We start from the raw sequence: 19,993 nt of genomic DNA, 5'->3' as shown, positions 1-19,993 counted from the left end.
CGGTGGTTGGCGGTGATAATTCTGCTGTCGTGTTGTCACACTCATCACGACTCAGTACTCACCGCCAGCGGAGGTCCCCCATGCTGATCAAGATTGCCAGGCCCGGTGATCTGCACGAATCCGATGTGACACCGGAATCCATCTACCTCTCCCGACGACGCTTCATGGGCGGCATGGCGGGGCTGGGCGCGGGGCTTGCCCTTGCCGGGCAGGCCAACGCCAGCGCCGACTACGCGGACGTCCCCGATGGCGATGCGCCGGGGTGGCTGCAAGAGAAGATCGACGCCACCCGCTGGCAGGCGGTTACCCCGAGCGACCCCGAGAAGGACAAGCTCGCTCCTTACGACGACGCCAGTGGCTACAACAACTTCTACGAGTTCGGCTCCGGCAAGTCCGACCCTTCCCGCCATGCAGGCAGCCTGGAAACCCAGCCGTGGAGCGTGGTGGTGGATGGCGAGGTCAACAACGGCGGACGCATTGGCCTGGAGGATCTCGCCAGGCCCTCGCAGTTCGAGGAGCGCATCTATCGCCTGCGCTGCGTCGAGGCCTGGTCGATGGTGATTCCCTGGCTGGGCATTCCCCTCGCCGAGGTGATCAAGCGGGCCGAACCCACCAGCAAGGCCCGCTACGTGCGCTTCGAGACCCTGGTCGACCCCGAGCAGATGCCGGGACAGCGCTCCTCCTTCTCGCTGATCGACTGGCCCTACGTGGAGGGGCTGCGCCTGGATGAAGCCATGCACCCGCTGACGCTGCTCGCCCTGGGCATGTATGGCCGCGAACTGCCCAACCAGAACGGCGCGCCGCTGCGCCTGGTGGTGCCCTGGAAGTATGGCTTCAAGAGCATCAAGTCGATCGTGCGCATCTCGCTGGTGGCAGAGCAGCCGGTCAACTCCTGGCAGCAGATCGCACCTGACGAGTACGGCTTCTACGCCAACGTCAACCCGCAGGTCGACCACCCCCGCTGGAGTCAGGCCACCGAACGGCGCCTGCCCAACAGCCTGTTCAGCCCCAACACCATCGATACCCAGATGTTCAATGGCTACGCCGACGACGTCGCCGAGCTTTACGCGGGGCTGGATCTGCGGGTGAACTACTGATGGCAACCCGGAACACATGGCGAACGTGGCGTGCGGGGGTATTCCTGGCGGCCCTGACCCCGCTGGTGGTGTGGGGCTGGCAGGTGGCCAATAACGCCGCCGGACCCGAGCCGGGGCGCTACCTGCTGCTGAATATCGGCACCGGCGCCCTGTGGATGCTACTGCTCACCCTGAGCCTCACGCCGTTGACCCGACTCACTCGCTGGAAGGGCTTCACCCTGATCCGCCGGCAGCTTGGCCTGTGGACACTGGCCTACGCCACCCTGCACATGCTCAGCTACGCGCTGTTCATCCTGGGGCTCGACTGGGCCATGCTGGGCAGCGAGCTGGTCAAACGGCCCTACATCATCGTCGGCATGCTGGCGCTGATCGGCCTTGCCGCGCTGGGAGCCACCTCCAACCGCTGGTCGATGCGTCGCCTGGGCAAGCGCTGGAAGACCCTGCACCGGCTCGCCTACCCCATCCTGGGGCTGGTACTGCTGCACTTCTTGTGGGTGGTACGCGCCGATCTCGGAGAGTGGGTGATGTATGCCGCCATCGCGGCGCTGGTCATGGCGACCCGCCTGCCGCCGGTGGCTCGCACACTACCCAGGATACGTTATCGTCTCGCTGGCACGTAGCGCTTGCCGTCTTGGCACTCCAGGGGGCTACGCAGGCCCCGCACGACTGACGCGGCGACAGGGGAGCGCCGGCTCAGCGCTCCCATACCATCAGTGTCTCGCTCTCGCCGCTGAGCGGTTCGACACGCTCCTCCACGGCGCGAAAGCCCAGCCGATGGTAGAAGGAGACCGCACGCACGTTGCGTGAGTAGACACACAGGGTCAGGCGCTCGTGGCCGGCCATGGCGTGGGCCATCAGCCGCGAACCGTGGCCGTAGCTCTGCACTTTCGGGTCGATGAACAGCGCCTCGAGGTGGTCGCCGTTGAGGGCGGCGAAACCGATCACCCTGCCCTCGACTTCCAGCACTGCGACCTCCTCGGCCTGGGGCAGGTGCTCCCGCGCCATGGCCTCGGCGCGGGACGACCAGAACGCCTCGGGAATGAAGGGATGGGCACGGATCGAGGCACGCAGCCAGATATCGACCAGCCCGGGAATCTCCTCGGCGGTAGCGGGACGGATCATGTCTCGGCTCCTTCGACGTATGACAACAGTGTAAGCGAGGGGGCGACGTCGTACCCTGAGCGAGTACCCGGCGCTATACTGCGCCCCGAACTCACCCTCGATACGGGAGCTTTCCATGCTGCGTCGACGCTTTCTTCGTCTTTCCCTGGCCCTGGTCGCCACTGGCTGGCTGGCCGGCTGCGCCGCTCCCCAGACCCTTCAGCTTGACCCGAAACGCAGCGCCGAGGTACCGGTGACCGGCAGCGGCCAGGCGATCACGGTGATCGCCGCGGACGGTCGCGACAGCGAGGTGATCGGCACCCGCACCGGCAGCGCCATGTCCACCGCCACCATCACCGTCTACGCCCACGAACTGATGCCGCGGCTGCAGCGCGAGGCCGAGCGAGCGGTGCGCGAGATGGGCTTCGAGCCCACCACCCAGCGCGCCGAAGGACGCCCCAGCCTGACCCTGACACTCGACCACCTGGGCTATGCCCGCGGCCAGAGCCGCCCGGTGATCGGCGAGGCTCGCATGGAGGCGGTATTCGTCGCCGAGGCAGTCAATGGCGGCACGACCTATACCGGCACCTACACCTCTCGGCGCACCCAGAGCTTTGCCGTGCGCCCGGACCAGGAAGCCAATAGCCGGATGGTCAACGAGCTGCTATCCGACGGCCTGGACCGTGCCTTCCGGGATCCCGAACTGGGCCGCCTGCTGGCCCGCTGAGGGTCAGTCGATGGGGCCGCGGCGCACCATGGCCCAGACATGTTCCTGGAAACCGCTGCCCGGCTCCGGATCGCCCCGCTCCAGCAGGGTGATCTGGAAGTTGGGCTCGAACAGCTCGCGCACCTCCGCTTCCGGCACGTGAAACGGCGGACCGGCCAGCTCCTCGCCGGCGGCCCGGTTGAGGCTGATGAACAGCCCCCTGGCTCCGGGCGGAATCAGCTGGGCCAGATGGAAGGCGTAGCGTTGGCGGGTGGCGGGCGGCAGGGCGATCAGGGCGGCGCGATCGTAGAAGGCTCCGATCTCGGCCGCCTGGGCGATATGAAAATGAAAGAAGTCGCCACACCATAGTTCGACATTGCCCTGGCGGCATATCTCGAACCCCGCCTGGCGATAGCGAGAGACGGCCTCGCCCCCCTCGTCGAGAAACTGCTCGACCGCCTGGGGGGCCAGCTCGATGCCCAGCACCGGGTGGTCGTGACGCCCCAGCCAGCGCATGTCGTGGCTCTTCCCGCATAGCGGCACCAGCACCTTGACGCCGGGCCGCACGCCCAGCCGCGGCCAGTGATGGCGCAGCGCGGGATGCGGCGCGTCACGATGGAAGCCGATGCGCCCCTCGCGCCAGCGCGCCAGCCACTCGTTCTCCATGTCTCCCTTTTCCTCCATGCACTCAGAACCAGCGATCGCGCTTGCGGCGGCGACGCGGCAGATGGGGGACAATCAGGCCGACCAGCAGGCCGGCACCGGCCACCCCACCGCCATACATGAAGTAGCGCATCAGCAGGTCCTGCTCCTGGGTGTTGAGGCGCGCCTCGAGCTCACGCACGGCCTGCCGGGAGCGTTCCGCCTCGGCATCCAGCTCGTGATTGCGTGACTCCAGCTCGGCGACCCGGGCCTCGCGAACCTCCAGGGTCTCACGCAGTGCGGCGGTGCGCTGCTCCCACTCCTCATCGATGCCGTCGAGTTCGGCATCCAGCTCGGCCACCCGCTGCTCCAGCTCGGGCAGGCGCACCTGGGCGCTGGGGGCCTCCTGAATCTCGCGACTGAGCACCCAGACATCGTCGCCACCGGGGCCGCGGACGCGGGTATAGTCGCCGCTGGTCTCCAGCCGCACGACCGGCTCGCCGGCGGTGAGGGTGCCGACGATGCGGTAGCCATCGGTGGGACCGCTGCGCACATAGGTGGTCAGGGAGTCGGAGACCCAGACGGTATCGTTCTGTTCCTGGGCCGCCAGCGGCAGGGCCAGCAGGCCGAGTAGCGTACCCAGGCAGATGCCCAGGCCGGTGCGTGTGCTGTGGTGTGTCGTCATGCCATGATCCTGACTGAAGCGTACTGACTGAAGCGGCGTGCCGGAAAACAGCCTGGCCCTGGGGCGGTCGCATCCCGGATGCCCGGCAACGACGCCGCAATGGTTATTCACAGCTTCTGTGGACAACCGACGGGACAACCCGGGGAAAGTCGTCCGCTGGCAGCGCCACATCGCCGCTTTCGGATTGCTGGTCATTACCTGACCAGGGGCTCGCCCCAACGACCGGGTACGCTAGGTTAGCATACTCGTCCTGGCCAGGCGGCGGGCTGGTTCCACACGGGCACGGCACGTATAATGGGCGCCTGTTTTCAACGATGGCCGGACGGCCACCGCCATCCATTGCCGCGCCGCCGGCGGTCCGCCGCCGTGAGTGTCGCGCATCCCTGAACCCACCGGTGACAGACGTCGGGCGCCTGGCGCCACGACCCAATCCTTATGGCGAAGAAACTCTTCATCAAGACGCACGGCTGCCAGATGAACGAGTACGATTCCGCGCGCATGGCGGATCTGCTCGGCGAATCTCACCAGCTCGAGCTCACCGACGACGAGCGCGATGCCGACGTCATCCTGCTCAATACCTGCTCCATCCGCGAGAAGGCCCAGGAGAAGGTGTTCCACCAGCTGGGGCGCTGGAAGAAGCTCAAGGAGGCCAATCCCGACCTGGTGATCGGCGTGGGTGGCTGCGTGGCCAGCCAGGAGGGCGAGGCACTGCGCAAGCGCGCGCCCCATGTCGACATGGTGTTCGGCCCCCAGACCCTGCACCGGGTACCCTCCATGCTCGACTCGCGACAGCAGGAGCAGATCTCGGTGGTCGACGTGACCTTCCCGGAGATCGAGAAGTTCGACCACCTGCCCAAGCCGAGCTCCGACGGCGCCACCGCCTTCGTCTCGGTCATGGAGGGCTGCTCCAAGTACTGCACCTTCTGCGTGGTGCCCTACACCCGCGGCGAGGAGGTATCGCGGCCCTTCGAGGCGGTGATGGACGAGGTCATCCACCTGGCCGACCAGGGCGTGCGCGAGATCAACCTGCTCGGCCAGAACGTCAACGCCTACCGCGGCCTCAACCAGCTGGGCGACGAGATCGACCTGGCCGAGCTGATCAGTTGCGTGGCGGCGGTGGAGGGCATCGATCGCATCCGCTTCACTACCTCTCATCCGGTGGAGTTCTCCGACAGCCTGATCGAGGCCTATGGCGAGATCCCCGAACTGGTCAGCCACCTGCACCTGCCGGTACAGGCCGGCTCGGATCGGGTGCTTGCCGCCATGAAGCGCGGCCACGGCGTGGAGGAGTATGTCGAGAAGCTCGAGCGCATCCGCGCGCTGCGCCCCGATATCAGCTTCTCCTCGGACTTCATCATCGGCTTCCCCGGCGAGACCGAGGAGGACTTCGAGGCCACCATGGACCTGATCCATCGCATCGGCTTCGATCACTCCTTCAGCTTCGTCTACTCGGCACGCCCCGGCACCCCGGCGGCCTCGCTCGAGGACGACACCCCGGAGGAGGTCAAGAAGCAGCGCCTGGCGATCCTCCAGGAGCGCATCAACCAGCAGACCATGCAGATCAGCCGGCGCATGGTGGGCACCACCCAGCGCATCCTGGTCACCGGCTTCGCGCCACGGGACCCGGGCCAGCTCTCCGGCCGCACCGAGAACAACCGGGTGGTCAACTTCCGTGCCCCCAACCCCACCGAGCTGATCGGCTATTTCGTCGACGTGGAGATCACCGAGGCACTGCCCAACTCCCTGCGCGGCGAGCTCGCCTCGCCGGAGATCTACTGAGACAGACAAGGGGTATTGCTGCCGGGGCTGATCCGGCGGCCCTGGGCTCGAGCACCACATTCCGGACGCGATAGCCCTTCACACATTGCCCCGGCAAACGCCGGGGCAGTAAGCTGAGCCTACACATTCATCATCCAGGGGACCCGCCCGTCTTGAGCCAGCCAGCCTCCCAGGCCAACCGCATCATCACCCTGACCCTCGAGCCCAACGACCCGCGCCGCCTGGCCAACCTCTGCGGCCAGCGTGACGAGCACCTCAAGCTGGTGGAGTCGCGCCTGGGCATCACCCTGCGCAACCGCGGCAACATCTTCCAGCTGGCCGGGCCCATCCACCGGGTCAAGGCCGCCGCCAATGTGCTCGAGCACCTCTACCGCGAGACCGAGGCCAGCGATCTGGAACCGGATACCGTGCACCTTTTCCTGCAGGAGTCCGGCCAGCAGGCCCTCGAGGAGGACGAGGGGGATGCCGACACCACCGAGGTGCTGATCCGCACCCCACGCACCCTGATCAAGCCCCGCGGCCTCAACCAGCAGGGCTATGTGCAGAGCATCCGCGCCCACGACATCAACTTCGGCATCGGCCCGGCGGGTACCGGCAAGACCTACCTGGCGGTCGCCGCGGCGGTGGAGGCCCTCAACCAGCAGGAGGTGCGTCGCATCCTGCTGGTGCGCCCGGCGGTGGAGGCCGGCGAGAAGCTCGGTTTCCTGCCAGGCGACCTGGCCCAGAAGATCGACCCCTACCTGCGCCCGCTCTACGATGCCCTCTACGAGATGATCGGCTTCGAGCAGGTGGCCAAGCTGATCGAGCGTCAGGTGATCGAGATCGCCCCGCTGGCCTACATGCGCGGGCGCACCCTCAACAACGCCTTCATCATCCTCGACGAGAGCCAGAACACCACCCGTGAGCAGATGAAGATGTTCCTGACCCGCATCGGCTTCGGCTCCACCGCGGTGATCACCGGCGACGTCACCCAGGTCGACCTGCCCCGCGGCCAGAGCTCGGGACTGATCCAGGTCCTCGAGGTGCTCAAGGGCACCCCCGGCATCGGTGTGACCCACTTCGCCGCCAAGGATGTGGTGCGCCACCCGCTGGTGCAGCGCATCATCGAGGCCTACGACAGCTTCGAGGCCGAGCAGGAGGCCGCGGAGCGCGCCCGCAAGCAGGCCCGCGACCAGGAGCGCGAGGCACTGCGTCAGGAAAGGCAGATGGGGCAGGAAAGGCGAATGGGTCAGGAACGCCAGGAGCGTCTCGACCGCGAGCGAGGCGACTCATGAGCCAGCCCCGGGTTGACCGTCAGGTGGCCATCGAGGCCGAAGGGCTGCCGAGCCAGGCGCAGCTGGAGGCCTGGGTCGGCGCGGTGCTCTGCCGGCATGAGGTCGATGCCGACAGCGAGCTCAGCGTGCGCCTGGTCGACGCCGAGGAGAGCCAGACGCTGAACCGCGACTACCGCGGCAAGGACCGCCCGACCAACGTGCTCTCCTTCCCCTTCGAGAACCCGCCCGGCGTCAGCCTGCCACTGCTCGGCGACCTGGTGATCTGTCACCCGGTGGTGGTCGCCGAGGCTGCCGAGCAGGACAAGTCGCTGCACGATCACTACGCTCACATGGTGGTTCACGGTACCCTTCACCTGCTCGGCTACGACCATCTCGAGGATGACGAGGCCGAGGCCATGGAGGCGCTGGAGCGCGAGATCCTGGCCGAACTGGGCATCGCCGACCCTTACCGGACCGCACCCGAGGACGAGAGAACCGACTCATGAGCGAAGACCGATCGAGTAGCCAGGGCAACCGCTCCTGGCTCGAGAAACTGCTGGGGGCGCTCTCCAGCGACAGCGACGAACCCAGCTCACGGGACGAGCTGCTGGAGTTCCTGCGTCAGGCGGGAGGTCGCCTGAAGCTCGAGCAGGACGCCATGATGATCATCGAAGGCGCCCTCAAGATCAGTGACCAGCAGGTTCGCGAGGTGCTGATCCCGCGCTCCCAGGTCACCGCCATCGCCATGGACCAGCCCCTGGAAGAGTACCTGCCGGTCATCCTCGAGACCGGTCACTCTCGCTATCCGGTGATCGGCGAGAATCTCGACGAGGTGAACGGCATCCTGCTGGCCAAGGACCTCCTGCCGTTGCTGCGCAGTGGCCAGGAGAACGGCAGGCCCTTCCGCCTCGAGGAGGTGGTGCGCCCGGCGCTCTTCGTGCCCGAGTCCAAGCGCCTCAACAGCCTGCTCAAGGAGTTCCAGAGCACCCACAACCATATGGCGATCGTGGTCGACGAGTATGGCGGTACCGCCGGCATCGTCACCATCGAGGATATCCTCGAGGAGATCGTCGGCGAGATCGAGGACGAGCATGACGCCGACGAGGAGGAGGATATTCGCGAGCTGGGCGACGGGCGCTATGCCATCCGCGCCCTGACGCCCATCGAGGACTTCAACGAGCGTTTCCAGACCCACTTCTCCGACGAGGAGTTCGACACCCTCGGCGGACTGGTGATGCAGCGCTTCGGCCACCTGCCCGCCCGTGGCGAACACGCCGTCATCGGCGGCTGGCGCTTCACGGTGCTCAACGCCGACAACCGCCGCATCCGACTGCTCGAGGCCGAGCCCTGCGACGAGGACGACGGCCTCGACGACAACGACTGACGCGCCTGCCACGGAGGGCCAAGATGCCAGCGTTTCGCCTCTCCCCCGCCGTCGGCTGCCTGCTGGCAGCCGCGGCGGGTATCCTCACCACGCTTACCGCCTCGCCCTTCGAGCTCTGGTGGCTGGGCCCGGTGGCCGCGGGGCTGATCTACCTCGGCATCCACACCCTGACGCCAGGCCAGGCCGCCCTGCGCGGCTGGAGCTACGGGCTCGGGCTGTTCGGGTCCGGCGCCTCCTGGGTCTATGTATCGATCCACGACTACGGCTATACCGGCGTGCCCCTGGCGCTGCTCCTCACCGTGCTGTTCGTCGCCGGCCTGGCCCTCTTCCCCGCCGTGACCCTGTGGCTCTACCGCCGCCTCACCGGCCCACGCCTGGCCTGGCTCAGCTTCGCCGGTGCCTGGGTCCTCGGCGAGTGGCTGCGCACCTGGTTGTTCACCGGCTTCCCCTGGCTGCTGCTGGGCACCTCCCAGGTCGACTCCCCGCTGGCCCCCTGGGCCCCGGTGGGCGGGGTCTACCTGCTCTCGCTGATCACCGCACTGACCGGCAGCCTGGGAGTCGAGCTGCTGCGTCGCCGTTGGTGGGCCGCCCTCCCCGTCGCCGCCCTGTGGCTGGTGCCCCTGGCGCTGCCCGCCCAGTGGACGAGCCCCGCCGGCGAGCCGCTGCGGGTGGCGCTGCTGCAGGGCAACCTGGACCAGGCGATCAAGTGGACCGCCGAGGGCCAGCGCGAGGCCGCCAACCGCTACAGCGAGCTGACCCGCGCGCAGGCCGATGACCCTGACCTGATCGTCTGGCCCGAGGCGGCGCTGCCGATGTTCGAGCGCGAGGCGCGACCGATCCTCGAGCGGGTACAGTCCAACCTCGCCCCCGACACCGCCCTGCTCACCGGCATCCTGCAGCGCGACGGCGAGGGGCTCTACTACAACAGCGTGATCGGGCTGGGCGAGGTGGAGGGCGAGTACCGCAAGACACACCTGGTGCCTTTCGGTGAATACCTACCCCTAGAGAGCCTGCTCGCCGGCACCATCGCCTTCTTCGACCTGCCGATGCCGGCGATGACGCCGGGGCCGGAGGGCCAGGCGCCGCTGCGCGCCGCCGGCACCACCATCGGCAACGCCATCTGCTACGAGATCATCTATGCCGATCGGGTCGCGGCACAGGCGCGCCACGCGGCGCTGCTGCTGACGGTGTCCAACGACACCTGGTTCGGACGCTCTATCGGCCCCCTGCAGCACCTGCAGATGGCCCGCCTGCGCGCCCTGGAGAACGGCCGCCAGGTGATCCGCGCCACCAGCAACGGGGTCACCGCCATCATCGACGAGCGCGGCCACATCACCGCCCGGGCACCCCAGTTCGAGATCGCCAGCCTCGCCGGCGAGGTGACCCCGATGCAGGGCCTCACCCCCTTCACCCGCACCGGCAGCTGGCCCACCTGGCTGCTCGCCGCACTGCTGGTGCTGCCGGGGCTGCGGCTGCGCCGCAAGCCGTAAGCCGTAAGCCGTAAGCCGTAAGCCGTAAGCCAGATCTTTCGAGAGACATTGGGGAAGAAACAAGAAGCGCCCAGCCGATGAGTCGGCTGGGCGCTTCTACTTACAGCTTTAAGCTCCCGGCGAAGCCGGGGTTTCGCCCACCACCTCGGGAATGGTCGTCTTGACATAGCGCCCCGGGGCCGGCTCGAGGATATCGAGTTCACCGTCGCCGGGCTGGCGTGCCGGCACCATCTTCTCGGGGTCGGCGTAGCCGTTCTCGGTCATCCATGCCTGCCAGTGCGGCCACCAGGAGCCCTCGTGCTGCTCGGCCCCGGCCAGCCACTCCTCGTGGCTCTCGGGCAGCGCGTCGTTGGTCCAGTAGCCGTACTTGTTCTTGTGCGGCGGGTTGACCACCCCGGCGATATGTCCCGAGCCACCCAGCACGAACTTGACCGGCCCCTTGGGCAGCAGCGCGCCGTAGTAGGTGCTGTTCCAGCGGGCGATATGGTCCTCCCGGGTGGAGAGGAAGTAGCTCGGGGTGGAAATCTTGCGCAGATCGATCTTGACCCCATCGAGCTCGATGCCACCGGGCTGGACCAGGCGGTTTTCCATGTACATGTTGCGCAGGTACCAGCCGTGGGTCGCCGCCGGCAGGTTGGTACCGTCGGTGTTCCAGTAGAGCAGGTCGAAGGGGGCCGGCACGTCTCCCTTCAGGTAGTTGCTGATATAGAAGGACCAGAAGAGGTCGTTCTCGCGCAGCAGGTTGAAGCTGAAGGCCATGGCTCGGCCGTCGAGATAGCCGTCGCGCTCCATCTTGGCCTCGATGCCCTGCAGCACCGGCTCGTTGAGGAAGACGCCGATCTCGCCCGGATCGCGGAAGTCCTGCAGGGTGGTCATGTAGGTGACCGACTTCACCTTGCGCCCGCGACGGGTACTGGTCAGGTAGGCCACCGTGGAGGCCGCCAGGGTGCCGCCCACGCAGTAGCTGAGCAGGTTCACCGACTTCTCTCCGGTGGCCTGCTCGATCGCCTCCATGCCGGCGATGGGGCCGAGCTGCATGTAGTCGGCCCAGGTCAGGTCGCGCTGCTCGGGACCGGGGTTGCGCCAGGAGATCAGGAATACCGTATGGCCCTGGTCGACCAGCCACTTGACGAAGGAGTTGTCCTCGCGCAGGTCGAGGATGTAGTACTTGTTGATCCAGGGGGGAATCACCAGCAGCGGCGTCTTGTAGGCCTGCTCGGTGGTGGGCGTGTACTGGATCAGCTGGATCAGTTCGTTCTCGTAGACCACCGAGCCCGGGGTCACGGCGATGTTCCTGCCCACCTCGAAGGCGCTGCGGTCGGTCATGGTGACGTTCAGGCCCTCGGCGGAGTTGGCCAGGTCGTGGCGCAGCCGGGCCAGTCCATCGACCAGGTTCTGGCCACGGGTCTCCATGGTCTTGCGCATCACTTCGGGATTGGTAGTGACGAAGTTGGTGGGCGACATGGCGTTGACCATCTGACGGGCGTAGAACGCCAGCCGATGCTTCTGGTCCACGGGCAGGTCCAGGCCGTCGATCAGCTCCTCGACCAGGCGCGAGAAGAGCAGGTACTGCTGCATGATCGACAGGTAGTAGGGGTCGCTGGTCCAGGCCTTGTCCTTGAAGCGGCGATCCCCCTTGTTCGGCGTCACCAGCGGCTCGACCTGCTCGCCCGCCATGGCACGCAGACCGTTCTGCCACAGCTGGAACTGATCCTGCATCAGGCGCGCCTGGGTCTGCCACAGCTGGGGCGGATTGCCCATCAGCGACTCGGCCGCCGTCTGGAAGCTCTTCCGCATATCCTCATAGACCGAATCGGCGGCGTCGCTGGGCACCATGCGCTCCAGCAGGTCACCCATCAGGTGACGATACTCCTCGCCGATCTGCTGGAGCTGTGCATTCCACGCCTCCAGCTCGGCCTGTGTCGGTGCTTGAACCCCTGGCTGCATTGAACCCTCCCGGTGCGTCGGCCACGCCATGCCGACGTCAGATAGCACGATCCGCCGCCCTCACGTGGAGGACGGCGGCCTGATCAGCGGTCCTGTCGAGGACCAGATTGCACTGCGCCCGCAGTGCTCATGACGCGCGCTCAACTCTTGCTGCTGCCGCCCCGCGAGGACTGCGCCTTGGCCGGCTCGGCCTTGTCGGCCTGCGGCTTGGCGGCCTCACCCATGGCCTTGGCCTGCTCGGTGAAGAGCTTCTCCATCTCGGCCTTGAACTCCACGCTCATCTCGGAGAGCGCCTTGGCGTCCTCCATCATCTGCTCGGAGAGCTGGTTCATCATTTCGGCCTGGCGGGTACCGAAGTCGCGCAGACTGTCAGCATCCTGAACCTCGCTGGCATCGCGCATGCGCTCGGTGCCCATCTGGCTGTAGCGCTTCATGGACTCCATCTGGTACTGGGACAGCTTCTCCATGTTGTCCAGCATCAGGGAGTTGAGCTTGCGCATCGGTTCGAAGAACTTGCGGGTCTGCTCGTTGAAGCTCTCGATCATCTTGTCTTGCATGGGACGTCCTCCCGAACGGTGGTCAGTAGTGGGCGGCCCGCCCACGATGTTGCACTGCACAAAGCGTAGTCTGACACCGGCCTAGTTGCAAGATTATGGCGGCAAGACGATGAAAGGCGAATTGCCGGCGTCAGCTCTCGCGCTTGGTCCGCGAACGGGTGCTGGAGGTCGAGGTCCCCTTGCTGGCCTTGGCACGGCTGGAGGCCTTGGCGCTACCCGAGGGGGAAGCGCTGCCAGCCTTCGAACCGGACTCGCCGCTCTTGTCCTCGGCTTCCGAAGACCGGGCCTGGCCGGCGGACTGGCCAGCCTGCTTGAGCATGTCGAGCATCATCTGCTGGTAGGTACCGAAGCTGGAGAGCCCCTGGGAAAGGCCCTGGGAGAGCCCCTGGGTCATGCCCTGCCCCATGCCGGTCTGCTGCAGGAAGGGCTGCATCAGGCTCATCGGGTCATACCCTTCGACCCCGGACTCCATCTGCTTCTGGATCCGGTCCAGCAGGTCCTTCTGGAAGGCCTCCACGTTGGGCAGGCCCAGCGCGTGACGAAACTCATCGGGGGTAAGGTCGAACTCGACATTGATCTTCATGGCATTGCCCTGTCCGTTGGGAATGTCTGGCAGTGTAGCAGCCCCTAAAGGGCCAACCTCAACGCAGCACGGGGGTGTCCACCGTTACCTCGGCATTCTGACCGCGATGACGCAGCAGGTGATCCATCAAGGTCAGCGCCATCATCGCCTCGGCGATGGGGGTGGCGCGGATGCCCACACAGGGGTCGTGACGCCCTTTGGTGACCACCTCGACGGGATCGCCATGGACGTCGATGCTGCGCCCCGGGGTGGTGATGCTCGATGTCGGCTTGAGGGCCAGATGGGCGATGATCGCCTGGCCGCTGGAGATGCCGCCGAGCACCCCGCCGGCGTGGTTGGAGAGGAACCCCTCGGGGGTCATCTCGTCGCGGTGTTCGCTGCCGCGGCTGGCCACGGCGGCGAAACCGTCACCGATCTCCACCCCCTTCACCGCATTGATGCTCATCAGGCCATGGGCCAGCTCGGCGTCCAGGCGGTCGAACACCGGCTCGCCGAGCCCCGGCGGCACGCCCTCGGCCACCACGGTGATCTTCGCGCCCACCGAATCCTGGTCGCGGCGCAGCTGGTCCATGTAGGCCTCGAGCTCCGGCACACGATCCGGGTCCGGGCAGAAGAAGGGGTTGGCATCCACCGCCTCCCAGCTCTTGAAGGCGATCTCGATGGGGCCAAGCTGGCTCATGTAGCCGCGCACCATGATGCCCCGGGCCGCCAGGTACTTCCTGGCGATCGCCCCGGCGGCCACCCGCATGGCGGTCTCCCGGGCGCTGGAGCGACCACCGCCGCGGTAGTCGCGGATGCCGTACTTGTGGTGGTAGCTGTAGTCGGCGTGGGCGGGACGGAACTGGTCCTTGATCTTCGAGTAGTCCTTGGAGCGCTGGTCGGTGTTCTCGATCAGCAGGCCAATCGAGGTGCCGGTGGTCACCCCCTCGAAGACACCCGAGAGGATCCGCACCCGGTCGGGCTCCCGACGCTGGGTGGTATGGCGAGAGGTCCCCGGACGACGCCGATCCAGGTCGTGCTGAAGGTCCTCCTCGCTGAGCGGCAGTCCCGGCGGACAGCCATCGACGATGGCGCCCAGCGCCGGGCCGTGGCTCTCGCCGAAGGTGGTGACGGTAAACAGCTTGCCGAAGGTATTGCCGGACATGGGCGCTCCTCGAGGGATCGGGGTCGGTGAATCAGGCGAAGGACGCCGCATGGGCGTCGAGTTCATCGGCGGTGAGGGCGAACACCCCCTGGCCACCGCGCTCGAAGTCGAGCCACAGGAAGGGCACCTCCGGGAAGGCGGCCTCCAGGTGGTGGTCGGAGTTGCCCACCTCGACGACCAGTACCCCACGGTCGGTCAGGTGCTCGCGGGCCTCGCGCAGGATACGCCGTACGATATCCAGGCCGTCGGCGCCGGCACCCAGTGCCAGGGCGGGCTCGTGGCGGAACTCGGCGGGCATGGTGGCCAGGTCGCGGGCATCCACATAGGGGGGATTGGAGACGATCAGGTCATAGCGGTCGGGCAACGCATCGAAGAGGTCCGCATGCACCGCGCGCACCCGCGCTCCGACATCGTGGCGGCTGATGTTCTGGCGTGCCACCGCCAGGGCCTCCTGGCTGATATCGGCGAGATCCACCGCGCAGGTGGGCAGGTGCAGTGCCGTAGCGATGCCGATGCAGCCCGAACCGGCACACAGGTCGAGCACCCTCTCCGGCGGCTCCTCGGGAAACCAGGCGGCGAAGCCTGTTTCCACCAGCTCGGCGATGGGCGAGCGCGGGATCAGCACCCGCTCGTCGACATCGAAGGGCAGGCCGGCGAACCACGCCTCGCCGAGCAGGTAGGGCAGTGGACGCCGGCAGGTGATCCGTTCACGCACCAGGGCGACGATGCGGCTGCGCTCCATGGGCAGCAGGCGGGCGTCGAGCACCGCCGGGTCGACATTCCAGGGCAGGTGCAGCGCGCCCAGGGTCAGGGCCACCGCTTCATCCCAGGGCGAGTCACTGCCATGCCCGTGAAACAGGCCGGCAAGGTGAAACTCGCTGGCCGCCCAGCGCAGGTAGTCGCGCAGGGTGACCAGTTCGGCGGCGAGCCGGTCGTCGGCAAGGGTAAGCGTGGAGGTCGAGCGCGGGGCGTGCTGATCGGCCAAGGGAGCACCTGAACGTCGAGATGTGGGGAGATGATTGTAACCCGGCCCGCCGGTTCACAGCCACGCCACGCCGGGTATACTGGTCGCCCGCACGCCAACCGACAGCGCCCCATGAGCCCTGCCCCATGAGCAAAAATCGCCACCGCCCGGATGACGACGAGATCAGCGCCTTCCGCCAGGCCTTGCGCCAGGCCGGAGTCAGACCGATCGAGCGTAACCGTGCCGATCCGGGGCGCCCGCAACGCGAGGACCCGTCCGCCGCGGCGCGCCGGGCCGCCGCCCAGGCGGCGGGCGACGACAGTGCCAGGGGACGCACCTCCGATGGCCGCGTGGAGGCGGTGCGCCCCTCGGAGTACCTCGACTTCGCCCTGCCGGACCTGCCGTGGCGTACCCGCAGCCGCCTCAAGCGCGGCGAGATGGCCTGGGAGGCGGGGCTCGACCTGCACGGTTACACCCTGGAGGAGGCGCGCGAGGAGTTGGAGGGGTTCCTGCGCGATGCCGCCGCAGAGCGGCGCCGCTGCCTGCTGGTGGTGCATGGCAAGGCCTGGGGCGTGGATGGCAACTACCCGGTACTCAAGAGCCACGTCAACGCCTGGCTGCGTGAGTGGCCCGGGGTGCTGGCCTTCTGCTCGGCCGTGGAGGCCGAGGGCGGTACCGGCGCCGTCTACGTGCTGCTGCGCCGCCGTGGCGAGCGCTGAGACTCGCCTACTCTCCCGGCAACGTGTCGCCCGGCAGGCTGGGGCCGACGATGATACCTCGCCCACCCCACCCCGGATGGTTGCGCCCCTCGTAGCGATCCAGCGCCTCCACCGCCAGCTGGCGACCCAGGGTGATCAACGCCTCGGCGCGATGGAACTCGTAGGCACCACACACCGTCTTGGGCACCTCGATCAGCACGTCCGGTGGATAGCCCGCCACCTTGTACTTGGCCAGCGCCGCCTGGGTGATATCGAAGGAGGCGAGCACCATGTCCAGGCGCCCCCACTCGCGACGACGGCTGCTCACTTCACTCGTCTCGTCCGACTCCCCTTCGGCGCTGCCGCCGACGCCGCCCAGGCCATCGAACCAGCGGCTGGCGGCGCTCTTCACCTCCGCGATCCAGGCGGTGAACTCGTTGCCCGAGGCTTCGCGAGCGGCCTCGCGCTCACGCTCCAGACGGGCAGCCTCGGGAGGCAGCAGCTCTTCCAGGGTCACCGGATGCGGACTATGGGCGGTGACGTTGACCGCCATCACCAGGTCGGCATCGGCGGAGACGGAGGGAATGATCGGCAGCGGGTTGAGCAGCCCCCCGTCGACCAGCACCTGCTGGCCGCGGTGCACCGGGGTGATCACCCCGGGCACGGCGATGGAGGCGCGGATCGCCTCGAGCAGAGAACCGCTCTGGAACCATACCTCACGCTGGCGGGTCATGTCGGTGGCCACGGTGGTCACCGGAATCGCCAGATCCTCGATGCGCGCGTCTCCCACCAGGGTCTCCAGCTTGCCCATCACCTTGTTGGCCTTCATGGCGCCCATGGGGCTCCAGGTCACATCCACCAGGCGCAGCACGTCGAAGTAGTCGAGTCGACACACCCAGTCGCGATAGGCCGGCAGCTGGCCGGCGGCATAGACCCCCCCGATCAGGGCCCCCATGGAGCAGCCCGAGACCGCCACGACCTGGTAGCCGCGTCGCTCGATCTCCTCGATCACGCCGATATGGGCATAGCCGCGCGCCCCGCCGCTGCCCAGCACCAGTGCCACTCGCTTGCCCGCGGCGAAGGCTGCCGTCCTGTCGCTCATTCGCCTGCTTCTCCTCGCTTCTCTGACCGTCCGGCGTCGCGTGACGCCCAGGCGCCGATGGCGTCGGCCACTGCCGCCACCGCGTCGGGCTCCAGATGCAGATGGTGGCCGCCCGGCAGCACCCGGCGCTCGAGCCCCGATAGCGCACTGCGCGCTACCCGTGCCGCCTCCTTCTCGCCGAGGATGCCCGTCTCGCCTTCAACCAGCAGCACCGCGCATTCGATTTCTGCCAGGAAGGCCACCACCTGTTCGGGCGTCAAGCGCACCGGCGAGGGGCGCACCAGGTGGGGGTCGGTACGCCAGCCCAGGCGCCCGTCCGGAAGCGCCCCCAGGTTACGAGCCACCACCGGGCGGATCGTGCCGGCATCCACCGGGGTCGCTCCCCCCTTGACTCGCGCCGCCACGGCCTCCTCCTGATCAGCATAGCTCGCCCCGCCGGAGGGCGGGCGGCGATGGCCCAACAGCCCCCGGCGCAGCTGCCGGGGGGCCTCGCCGGCAGGCGTGGTCACCGAGCCCAGGCCATCGATCAGCGCCAGCCGCGCCACCCGCTCGGGAAGGGCCGCGGCGGTCAGGCAGGCGACCCCGGCCCCCATGGAGTGGGCCAGCAGGGTGACCGTTTCGAGTCCCAGCTCATCGGCGGCGTCGAGCACGTCATCGCAGTAGTCCCAGATGGCATAGTCGCCGGGCGAGTGGTGCGACTGGCCATGGCCGGCGAAATCGATGGCCACCACCCGCACGCCCAGCCGCTCGGCCAGCAGCGGCGCCAGGCGCGAGAAACTGGCGGCATTGTCCAGCCAGCCGTGCAGCGCCAGCCACGGCGGGGCGCCCTCCTCCCCCCAGGCCAGCCCCGCCAGGCGCCCTCCGGCCAGACGCAGGGCCTGTGGCGCGCTCATGCTGTCTCCCCGAGCAGCTCATCCAGCACGGCCAGCAGGCCCTGCCGCGCCTCGTCGGGATGCTCCATGGGAAACATGTGGGTACCGGGCACCGGGTGCACCGGCACCCCGTGGCGTCGCAGGCGGCGACAGCGACGCGGCGTCAGCAGGTCGGAATCCTCGCCGGCCAGTACCGCGTGGGGCACCCGCAGTCGGCGCGGCAGGTCTCCCAGGTGATCCGGCAGGTGGCGGAAGATCTCCACCTCGATATCCGGGTCATAGACCAGCACCGCCTGACCGTCGTCGAGCAGCCGGGTGCCGCCCTCGACGTAGTCGTCCATGGCCTGCTCGGTGAAGCGGCGAAACAGCCCGCGCCGGCGCAGGTAGTGGCGCATCGCCTGGCGATCCGGCCAGGTGGTGCGCCGCCCCAGGCTCTTGCCGGCGGGGGTGACGCGATCCGCCAGGCCCAGTTGCTTGGCGACCTTCATCCCCCAGGCATCCATGCCCAGCATCAGCGGCGGGTCGAGCATCACCACGCAGCGGAAATGTGCCGGCGCCGCCTCGGCGGCCATGGCCATCAGCACGCCGCCCATGGAGTGGCCCACGCCGATCACCGGTGTATCGAGATCCTCCAGGGCGTGGAGCAGCTCGTCGCGCAGCGCCAGCCAGTTGTGGCCCACCGGGAAATCGGGGTGGTGGCCGAGCCGATCCAGCGGATGGAGCACGAAACGCTCGCCCAGCGGCGCCAGGAAACTGCGATAGCAGACCCCGGGGAAACCATTGGCGTGGGCGAACAGCAGCGTGGAACGGTCGGTCTGGGCGGGCGTCATCGGCGTTTCCTGATACGGGGAGAAGCGCGGCGCGGGTGGGGCGCCTGGTGGTAGCAGGCTAACGGGATTACCATGTTTCGCCAAGCCGTCCCCCGCAACCAGGAGCCCCCCGTGACCGCCCGCAAGCCCCGCGATACCCGGATCCGCAATCGACTCTTCTTCGCCACCGTCCTCGCCGCCGTGGTGGTCGGCTTCTGGCTGGTGCGCTGATGGAGGCCCTGGCGATCTTCCAGGCGACCCTGGAGATCACCCTGCCGGTCTTCGCCATGGTCTTCATCGGCCTGGGACTCAAGCGCGCCCGCTGGATCGATGCGGCCTTCGTCACCACCGCCTCACAGCTGGTGTTCAAGGCCACCCTGCCGACGCTGATCTTCCTGAGCATCATCCGTGCCGACCTCGAGGCGACCCTCAACCCGCGGCTGCTTGGCGTCTTCGCCCTGGCCACCCTGGGAAGCTTCCTGGCAGTGTGGGGCTGGGCGGCGCTGCGCGTGGCCCGGGCCGACCGCGGCAGCTACATCCAGGGCGCCTTCCGCGGCAACTGCGGCATCGTCGGCCTGGCGCTGGCGGCCAGCATGTATGGCGACTACGGCCTCTCCGCCGGTGGCCTGCTGCTCGGCGTGGTGATCCTCACCTACAACGCCTTCTCGGTGGTGGCCCTGGCCACCTACCGCGACGAGGCCCGGGTCGACTGGCGCGACATCCTCGCGCATATCGTGCGCAATCCGCTGATCCTCGCCGTGGTGGCGGCGCTGCCGGTGGCCCTGCTGGCACCACCGCTGCCCGGCTGGCTGCTGACCTCGGGAGAGTACTTCGCCTCCCTGACCCTGCCGCTGGCGCTGATCTGCATCGGCGCCACCCTCTCCTTCGGCGCCCTGCAGGCGTCCGGCGCGGTGGCACTCAGCGCCAGCCTGATGAAGATGGTGGTGATTCCGATACTGGCCACCGGCGCGGCCTGGCTGGCCGGCTTCGAGGGGCGCGAGCTGGGCGTGATGTTCCTGTTCTTCGCCAGTCCCACCGCGGCGGCGGCCTTCGTGATGGCCAGGGCGATGGGCGGCAACGCCGTGCTCACCGCCAACATCATCGCGCTCACCACCCTGATGGCCAGCGTCACCATCACCCTGGGCGCCTTCGGCCTGCAGATGGCCGGGCTGATCTAGCG

At 67.8% G+C, this 19,993-nt stretch carries 21 protein-coding genes; 10 read left to right on the top strand and 11 right to left on the bottom strand.

Going from position 1 to position 19,993, the window contains the following annotated elements:
• Window positions 1-80 precede the first annotated feature (80 nt).
• Window positions 81-1,097, top strand: a complete 1,017-nt coding sequence (gene msrP, locus GRB96_RS07230) for a protein-methionine-sulfoxide reductase catalytic subunit MsrP (protein ID WP_161431513.1) — start codon at window positions 81-83, stop codon at window positions 1,095-1,097.
• On the top strand, window positions 1,097-1,717 hold the full coding sequence (gene msrQ / locus GRB96_RS07225; RefSeq protein ID WP_161431512.1) for a protein-methionine-sulfoxide reductase heme-binding subunit MsrQ: 621 nt from the start codon (window positions 1,097-1,099) through the stop codon (window positions 1,715-1,717). Before msrP ends, msrQ begins: the two co-directional genes overlap by 1 nt.
• A 73-nt stretch (window positions 1,718-1,790) precedes the next feature.
• Here msrQ and GRB96_RS07220 read toward each other — a convergent pair whose 3' ends face one another.
• Window positions 1,791-2,219, bottom strand: coding sequence for a GNAT family N-acetyltransferase (locus GRB96_RS07220; RefSeq protein WP_161431511.1), 429 nt, complete (start codon window positions 2,217-2,219; stop codon window positions 1,791-1,793).
• Between the two features lie 115 nt (window positions 2,220-2,334).
• On the opposite strand from GRB96_RS07220, the gene GRB96_RS07215 reads away from it, so the two are divergent.
• The gene (locus GRB96_RS07215) at window positions 2,335-2,925 is read left to right on the top strand and encodes a YajG family lipoprotein (protein ID WP_161431510.1); all 591 of its coding nucleotides are present in this window, start codon (window positions 2,335-2,337) and stop codon (window positions 2,923-2,925) included.
• Between the two features lie 3 nt (window positions 2,926-2,928).
• Here GRB96_RS07215 and GRB96_RS07210 read toward each other — a convergent pair whose 3' ends face one another.
• Both GRB96_RS07210 and GRB96_RS07205 read right to left on the bottom strand, forming a co-directional pair.
• A complete protein-coding gene (locus tag GRB96_RS07210) occupies window positions 2,929-3,570 on the bottom strand; it encodes a class I SAM-dependent methyltransferase (RefSeq protein ID WP_161431509.1) in 642 nt (213 codons plus the stop codon).
• A gap of 22 nt (window positions 3,571-3,592) precedes the next feature.
• Entirely contained in the window at window positions 3,593-4,231 is a 639-nt protein-coding gene (locus GRB96_RS07205; protein ID WP_161431508.1) for a TIGR04211 family SH3 domain-containing protein, read from the bottom strand.
• Window positions 4,232-4,666: 435 nt separating this feature from the next.
• Between GRB96_RS07205 and miaB the strand changes: the two genes are divergently transcribed.
• The 5 genes from miaB (at window position 4,667) to lnt (ending at window position 10,137) form a co-directional block, all read left to right on the top strand.
• Complete coding sequence (gene miaB / locus GRB96_RS07200) at window positions 4,667-6,010, top strand: tRNA (N6-isopentenyl adenosine(37)-C2)-methylthiotransferase MiaB (RefSeq protein WP_161431507.1); 1,344 nt, start codon at window positions 4,667-4,669, stop codon at window positions 6,008-6,010.
• 152 nt (window positions 6,011-6,162) lie between these two features.
• Complete coding sequence (locus GRB96_RS07195; protein WP_161431506.1) at window positions 6,163-7,284, top strand: PhoH family protein; 1,122 nt, start codon at window positions 6,163-6,165, stop codon at window positions 7,282-7,284.
• Window positions 7,281-7,769, top strand: a complete 489-nt coding sequence (ybeY, locus tag GRB96_RS07190) for an rRNA maturation RNase YbeY (RefSeq protein ID WP_161431505.1) — start codon at window positions 7,281-7,283, stop codon at window positions 7,767-7,769. Before GRB96_RS07195 ends, ybeY begins: the two co-directional genes overlap by 4 nt.
• Window positions 7,766-8,647 carry an HlyC/CorC family transporter gene (locus GRB96_RS07185; protein ID WP_161431504.1) on the top strand — a complete coding sequence of 294 codons (882 nt, stop codon included), beginning with the start codon at window positions 7,766-7,768 and terminating at the stop codon, window positions 8,645-8,647. Before ybeY ends, GRB96_RS07185 begins: the two co-directional genes overlap by 4 nt.
• 23 nt (window positions 8,648-8,670) lie before the next feature.
• A complete protein-coding gene (gene lnt / locus GRB96_RS07180) occupies window positions 8,671-10,137 on the top strand; it encodes an apolipoprotein N-acyltransferase (protein WP_161431503.1) in 1,467 nt (488 codons plus the stop codon).
• A 108-nt stretch (window positions 10,138-10,245) separates the two neighbouring features.
• Here the strand turns inward: lnt and phaC are convergent, their stop codons facing one another.
• The 5 genes from phaC to prmB form a co-directional block, all read right to left on the bottom strand.
• Window positions 10,246-12,084, bottom strand: coding sequence for a class I poly(R)-hydroxyalkanoic acid synthase (gene phaC / locus GRB96_RS07175; protein WP_161431502.1), 1,839 nt, complete (start codon window positions 12,082-12,084; stop codon window positions 10,246-10,248).
• Window positions 12,085-12,224: 140 nt separating this feature from the next.
• Window positions 12,225-12,641 (bottom strand): phasin family protein, encoded by a 417-nt coding sequence (locus GRB96_RS07170; RefSeq protein ID WP_161431501.1) that lies wholly within the window; start codon window positions 12,639-12,641, stop codon window positions 12,225-12,227.
• Between the two features lie 130 nt (window positions 12,642-12,771).
• Window positions 12,772-13,224, bottom strand: coding sequence for a hypothetical protein (locus tag GRB96_RS07165; RefSeq protein WP_161431500.1), 453 nt, complete (start codon window positions 13,222-13,224; stop codon window positions 12,772-12,774).
• A gap of 58 nt (window positions 13,225-13,282) precedes the next feature.
• Window positions 13,283-14,368, bottom strand: coding sequence for a chorismate synthase (gene aroC, locus GRB96_RS07160; RefSeq protein ID WP_161431499.1), 1,086 nt, complete (start codon window positions 14,366-14,368; stop codon window positions 13,283-13,285).
• A 31-nt stretch (window positions 14,369-14,399) separates the two neighbouring features.
• The gene (gene prmB / locus GRB96_RS07155; RefSeq protein WP_161431498.1) at window positions 14,400-15,353 is read right to left on the bottom strand and encodes a 50S ribosomal protein L3 N(5)-glutamine methyltransferase; all 954 of its coding nucleotides are present in this window, start codon (window positions 15,351-15,353) and stop codon (window positions 14,400-14,402) included.
• A gap of 125 nt (window positions 15,354-15,478) precedes the next feature.
• Here prmB and GRB96_RS07150 point away from each other — a divergent pair, with 125 nt between their 5' ends.
• A complete protein-coding gene (locus GRB96_RS07150; protein WP_161431497.1) occupies window positions 15,479-16,051 on the top strand; it encodes a Smr/MutS family protein in 573 nt (190 codons plus the stop codon).
• A 7-nt stretch (window positions 16,052-16,058) separates the two neighbouring features.
• Here the strand turns inward: GRB96_RS07150 and GRB96_RS07145 are convergent, their stop codons facing one another.
• The 3 genes from GRB96_RS07145 to GRB96_RS07135 are packed head-to-tail and all read right to left on the bottom strand — an operon-like array spanning window position 16,059 to window position 18,834.
• The gene (locus GRB96_RS07145) at window positions 16,059-17,132 is read right to left on the bottom strand and encodes a patatin-like phospholipase family protein (RefSeq protein WP_161431496.1); all 1,074 of its coding nucleotides are present in this window, start codon (window positions 17,130-17,132) and stop codon (window positions 16,059-16,061) included.
• Window positions 17,129-18,025: an alpha/beta fold hydrolase gene (locus GRB96_RS07140; RefSeq protein WP_161431495.1), complete on the bottom strand. Its 897-nt coding sequence runs from the start codon at window positions 18,023-18,025 to the stop codon at window positions 17,129-17,131. The genes GRB96_RS07145 and GRB96_RS07140 overlap by 4 nt, the downstream gene beginning before the upstream one ends.
• On the bottom strand, window positions 18,022-18,834 hold the full coding sequence (locus GRB96_RS07135) for an alpha/beta hydrolase (protein ID WP_161431494.1): 813 nt from the start codon (window positions 18,832-18,834) through the stop codon (window positions 18,022-18,024). Before GRB96_RS07135 ends, GRB96_RS07140 begins: the two co-directional genes overlap by 4 nt.
• Before the next feature lie 209 nt (window positions 18,835-19,043).
• On the opposite strand from GRB96_RS07135, the gene GRB96_RS07130 reads away from it, so the two are divergent.
• A complete protein-coding gene (locus GRB96_RS07130) occupies window positions 19,044-19,991 on the top strand; it encodes an AEC family transporter (protein ID WP_161431493.1) in 948 nt (315 codons plus the stop codon).
• Window positions 19,992-19,993: the final 2 nt, after the last annotated feature.

The organism is Halomonas alimentaria (assembly GCF_009902005.1).
Lineage (GTDB): Bacteria > Pseudomonadota > Gammaproteobacteria > Pseudomonadales > Halomonadaceae > Halomonas > Halomonas alimentaria.
This window is presented reverse-complemented; position numbering and strand designations above follow the sequence as displayed.

What these genes read in the sequence shown, in the direction of transcription:
- msrP (WP_161431513.1), top strand. Translation starts at nt 81, where the DNA reads ATGCTGATCAAGATTGCCAGGCCCGGTGATCTGCACGAATCCGATGTG.
- msrQ (WP_161431512.1), top strand. Translation starts at nt 1,097, where the DNA reads ATGGCAACCCGGAACACATGGCGAACGTGGCGTGCGGGGGTATTCCTG.
- GRB96_RS07220 (WP_161431511.1), bottom strand. Translation starts at nt 2,219, where the DNA reads ATGATCCGTCCCGCTACCGCCGAGGAGATTCCCGGGCTGGTCGATATC.
- GRB96_RS07215 (WP_161431510.1), top strand. Translation starts at nt 2,335, where the DNA reads ATGCTGCGTCGACGCTTTCTTCGTCTTTCCCTGGCCCTGGTCGCCACT.
- GRB96_RS07210 (WP_161431509.1), bottom strand. Translation starts at nt 3,570, where the DNA reads ATGGAGAACGAGTGGCTGGCGCGCTGGCGCGAGGGGCGCATCGGCTTC.
- GRB96_RS07205 (WP_161431508.1), bottom strand. Translation starts at nt 4,231, where the DNA reads ATGACGACACACCACAGCACACGCACCGGCCTGGGCATCTGCCTGGGT.
- miaB (WP_161431507.1), top strand. Translation starts at nt 4,667, where the DNA reads ATGGCGAAGAAACTCTTCATCAAGACGCACGGCTGCCAGATGAACGAG.
- ybeY (WP_161431505.1), top strand. Translation starts at nt 7,281, where the DNA reads ATGAGCCAGCCCCGGGTTGACCGTCAGGTGGCCATCGAGGCCGAAGGG.
- GRB96_RS07185 (WP_161431504.1), top strand. Translation starts at nt 7,766, where the DNA reads ATGAGCGAAGACCGATCGAGTAGCCAGGGCAACCGCTCCTGGCTCGAG.
- lnt (WP_161431503.1), top strand. Translation starts at nt 8,671, where the DNA reads ATGCCAGCGTTTCGCCTCTCCCCCGCCGTCGGCTGCCTGCTGGCAGCC.
- phaC (WP_161431502.1), bottom strand. Translation starts at nt 12,084, where the DNA reads ATGCAGCCAGGGGTTCAAGCACCGACACAGGCCGAGCTGGAGGCGTGG.
- GRB96_RS07170 (WP_161431501.1), bottom strand. Translation starts at nt 12,641, where the DNA reads ATGCAAGACAAGATGATCGAGAGCTTCAACGAGCAGACCCGCAAGTTC.
- GRB96_RS07165 (WP_161431500.1), bottom strand. Translation starts at nt 13,224, where the DNA reads ATGAAGATCAATGTCGAGTTCGACCTTACCCCCGATGAGTTTCGTCAC.
- aroC (WP_161431499.1), bottom strand. Translation starts at nt 14,368, where the DNA reads ATGTCCGGCAATACCTTCGGCAAGCTGTTTACCGTCACCACCTTCGGC.
- GRB96_RS07150 (WP_161431497.1), top strand. Translation starts at nt 15,479, where the DNA reads ATGAGCAAAAATCGCCACCGCCCGGATGACGACGAGATCAGCGCCTTC.
- GRB96_RS07145 (WP_161431496.1), bottom strand. Translation starts at nt 17,132, where the DNA reads ATGAGCGACAGGACGGCAGCCTTCGCCGCGGGCAAGCGAGTGGCACTG.
- GRB96_RS07140 (WP_161431495.1), bottom strand. Translation starts at nt 18,025, where the DNA reads ATGAGCGCGCCACAGGCCCTGCGTCTGGCCGGAGGGCGCCTGGCGGGG.
- GRB96_RS07135 (WP_161431494.1), bottom strand. Translation starts at nt 18,834, where the DNA reads ATGACGCCCGCCCAGACCGACCGTTCCACGCTGCTGTTCGCCCACGCC.
- GRB96_RS07130 (WP_161431493.1), top strand. Translation starts at nt 19,044, where the DNA reads ATGGAGGCCCTGGCGATCTTCCAGGCGACCCTGGAGATCACCCTGCCG.